The 3,471-nt window shown below is 43.9% G+C and carries 4 protein-coding genes and 1 pseudogene; all 5 read right to left on the reverse strand.

The window, feature by feature from the left end; translation table 11 throughout:
• The coding region (locus KDK18_RS07345; protein WP_257254238.1) for a hypothetical protein at positions 1-966 on the reverse strand (966 nt) is incomplete at its 3' end.
• A 363-nt stretch (positions 967-1,329) separates the two neighbouring features.
• Positions 1,330-1,502 (reverse strand): annotated as a pseudogene (locus KDK18_RS07350) (U32 family peptidase); the annotation flags it as partial.
• 134 nt (positions 1,503-1,636) lie between these two features.
• Entirely contained in the window at positions 1,637-1,804 is a 168-nt protein-coding gene (gene rpmG / locus KDK18_RS07355; protein WP_034834535.1) for a 50S ribosomal protein L33, read from the reverse strand.
• Between the two features lie 20 nt (positions 1,805-1,824).
• Positions 1,825-2,061 (reverse strand): 50S ribosomal protein L28, encoded by a 237-nt coding sequence (gene rpmB, locus KDK18_RS07360; protein ID WP_257254239.1) that lies wholly within the window; start codon positions 2,059-2,061, stop codon positions 1,825-1,827.
• A gap of 390 nt (positions 2,062-2,451) precedes the next feature.
• Positions 2,452-3,147, reverse strand: a complete 696-nt coding sequence (gene radC / locus KDK18_RS07365) for a DNA repair protein RadC (RefSeq protein WP_257254240.1) — start codon at positions 3,145-3,147, stop codon at positions 2,452-2,454.
• Between the last annotated feature and the right edge of the window lie 324 nt (positions 3,148-3,471).

Consider the following 3,471-nt stretch of genomic DNA (forward strand, 5'->3'; position numbering starts at 1 on the left):
GATAGCATAAATAAGCGGTGTTTCATTATTGACTTTTAAATTATTAATACTTAGGTGATTTATCATTATTTTCATCAGAGCTGATGAATTGGCTTGGATAATCGACATTAATAATCTTTCTTTGTAGTTATCTTTTAGATCACTAGCCTTGAGTACCAGCATCTCTTTTTTTATTTTTTCATAAGTTTTGAGTCGATAGCAGTTGTCAATTTTGTTTAGGTTGGCAATCGATTCTATCAAAGAGTCATTAGGTAATTCATGGCTAATACCCTTCTGACTTCTGGAAATCTCTGTTTTGTCGACATCCCATAAATTTTTTATGTGACCGATAATACGGAGTCCATTGCTTAAAATGCAGGAATATAAATCACTATTCTTACCAGAGCATCTATCAGGATGAAAATATTTTGTCAACGTTTTAATAATGTACTCTACATTTGAATTGTCTGTATTTTGATCAATCTTCAATATGTTGGCTAACAGAAACTTGAATATTTTTTTTTCATTATCAGTTATCGTAACTTCGTTGTCTAATTTGTTTAGAATTGATTCCATGAAGTTTCCGACACCTTTAAGTTCCCTTAAAGATTCTTGTAAATTGATCTTCTTCGATCTTTTTTGCTTATTGAGCTCTTTTAGAGCGTCTTGTATTTCTTTTGAATCAGCAATATTACTCTCTATCGCTCTGCAGAAATTTTCAGCATGCCTGTTTAATCTATCAAAAAAATCAGAGGTTTGAGCAAGAGTGGGTAATATATGAATGAATTCAATAGTTCTTTCATTGATAGGTGTGTCATTCGGAAGTTTACTGGAATATTTAAGGTTTTGCTGATTATAAACTCTCATGAGTTTAATTTTTAAATCGGGTTCCGCAGATTTGCCATTGCCTGAATGCATCAGGTAGGCACCTCTGTCATGTACGTCAAACATGACCTTTGAAATTAAACCAAGCGCTTCCATGTTCATAATTTTGAGCTTCCTTTCATTAATTTTTTGTAAATGGTTTTTAGAATTTACTATTGATTGAATTATTCATTAGACTTCTGCTTGTACTAAAAGTTCAATTAAGAGCATTTTTGGGCCAATCTGTGACTCCCTCGCACCAGCGTGGGAACGCATACCTGACTCACCATAACCGATCCACCTCTAACAAACCTTCAACGCCGACGTAATTACTTGCGCTGGGATAACTCCGTTACTCCGCCCTATCGACATAACCTCTTTTCACCGGGTTTTGATGAATAGCCACAAGGTGAAGATAATTTTCAAGAATGACATAAGCGTGCATTTTCATCCCTCCTCGCTACGGGCACTGTTCTCGGTCAGCGCTCCCGGCGCGAGAGCTTCATCAATGCCTTTTTGCAGGCTTTCATTTTTGCAGTCGTTGTTGCGAACTCTGAGGCTGTATCAGGGTTGCTCTGTGTACACTACGTCAGCACCATAGGCAAATGCGTAGCGCATGTTTTCAGGGTTCCGGCAGGCGATAGGAGTTCCGGTTTCATACTGCAGATGCTCTGTTCAGTGCACGGTCGGGCATTAGATCAGTGTGAAAACGACAGAAAATAAGCAGTTTGTGACGGTGTGGTCAGGGAAAAGCGGGCCCGACAGAACATCGGGCCGGAAAGAACCCGGGATCTTACTTGATCTTGTATTCTTTGTACTCAACGTGCTTGCGTACAACCGGGTCGTACTTTTTGAACACCAGCTTGTCTGGAGTGTTACGCTTGTTTTTGGTTGTGGTGTAGTAGTGACCAGTGCCAGCCGACGAAACCAGCTTGATCTTTTCACGAATACCTTTAGCCATGACTGATTGCTCCCGCTATCTTAGATTTTTTGACCGTTACCACGCAGTTCGGCCAGAACGGTGTCGATACCTTTCTTGTCGATGATGCGCATGCCTTTAGCGGATACACGCAGGCGAACGAAACGCTTCTCGCTCTCTACCCAGAAACGCTTGTGGTGCAGGTTGGGCACGAAACGACGCTTGGTCTTGTTGTGCGCGTGGGAAACGTTGTTCCCGGTAACCGGGCGCTTGCCGGTAACCTGACAAACTTTGGACATAGTAGTGGCCTCTCAAACCAAAAAAACCCAGCCATGAGGCCGGAGGATTCCGTTGTTCGTTTTCGGGCAGGTCTGCCCAATGTCAAGAGTCAGAACTCTCAGCAGCTACCCATATACAAAGACCGCGCTTTATATCAAAGTCAAGGCTTTGGTGCAAGTTGGGCGCTATTTTCGGTCAGGCTCCTGCCGGACTGAAAAGTCAGTTTTGCAAGGAGTCGCAGGCTGAATTATCCACTGATTTGAAAGGAATCTATAGTGGTAAAAAACGATATTTGTGGCGTCAGGGTACCTGATTATCACGTACCTGTGTTGTAGGAAACCTTTTGAATCTTGCCAGCATTATACCCATCGCCATTGGAGATGCGGGAATGTTGACTGCTCCGGTCGGATTCACATAATGCCTTGCTCCGCCAGAGAAACCGATATGCCTTTACCAATGATAATATGGTCCAGTAGTCTGATATCCAGCAATGCCAGTGCTTTCTTGAGGGTTTCGGTGATTCTTATATCAGCCTGACTGGGCTGTGGGTCACCCGATGGATGATTATGGCTGGCTATAACGGCCGCTGCGTTGAGCTCCAGGGCTCTTTTTACCACCTCTCTGGGGTAGACAGGCGCCGCATCAAGTGTGCCCTGAAACAGGGTTTCCAGAGCCAGAACCCGGTGCCGTGTGTCCAGAAAAAGGCAGGCAAACTCTTCTCTTTGACAGCCCCTGAAATGCAGCTGAAGATATTGACGGGTGGCATCCGGGCAGTTGATCGTGCTTTGCTCAGACATTTTTTCAGAGAGTACTCTCTGACAGATTTCGAGAATGGCACTGAGCTCAGTCGCTTTTGCTTTTCCAAGGCCTTTTAAAGTTTGTAATTGCGCAGGTGTTGCACAAAGCAAACCACTCAGTGATTGAAAGTGCTGAATCAGCTGGGACGCGAGGGTCAGGACATGAGTGCCTTTGTAGCCAGTGCGAAGTAGAATTGCCAACAGCTCAGCATCGCTGAGTGCCTGAGGCCCGCGAGAGATCAGCTTTTCCCTGGGACGTTCCTCTTCCGGAAGTGCTTTTATGGCTGTGCCCTGAAGGTGTTGAGTCATAAGGTCTGAAGTATCGACTGTTAAGTTGGTGCCACTTCAGACACAATAAAACCCGGAAAATTCCCAAAACCCGGAAAATTCCCTGATTTGTCGAATGAGCGTACAACCCCGTACTTTTTAACGCCGCATCAGCGAAGCGCAGAACTTTTAGTAATTGAGAGTCATGAATCAAAAGAGGCGACATCTACAATGACACAGGGTGTTCTCTGTCTCCTCTGTCTCTGTTTGTGTCTGAGTTTGTGTCTGTGTCTGCTCTGTCTCTGTTTGATTCTGTGACTGTGTTTCTGTCTCTGTTTGAGTCTGTGACTGTGTTTCTGTCTCTGT

The organism is Endozoicomonas sp. SESOKO3, assembly GCF_024606255.1.

Coding starts and splice junctions, on each gene's coding strand:
- rpmG (WP_034834535.1), bottom strand. CDS start 1,804: ATGGCTAAAGGTATTCGTGAAAAGATCAAGCTGGTTTCGTCGGCTGGC.
- rpmB (WP_257254239.1), bottom strand. CDS start 2,061: ATGTCCAAAGTTTGTCAGGTTACCGGCAAGCGCCCGGTTACCGGGAAC.
- radC (WP_257254240.1), bottom strand. CDS start 3,147: ATGACTCAACACCTTCAGGGCACAGCCATAAAAGCACTTCCGGAAGAG.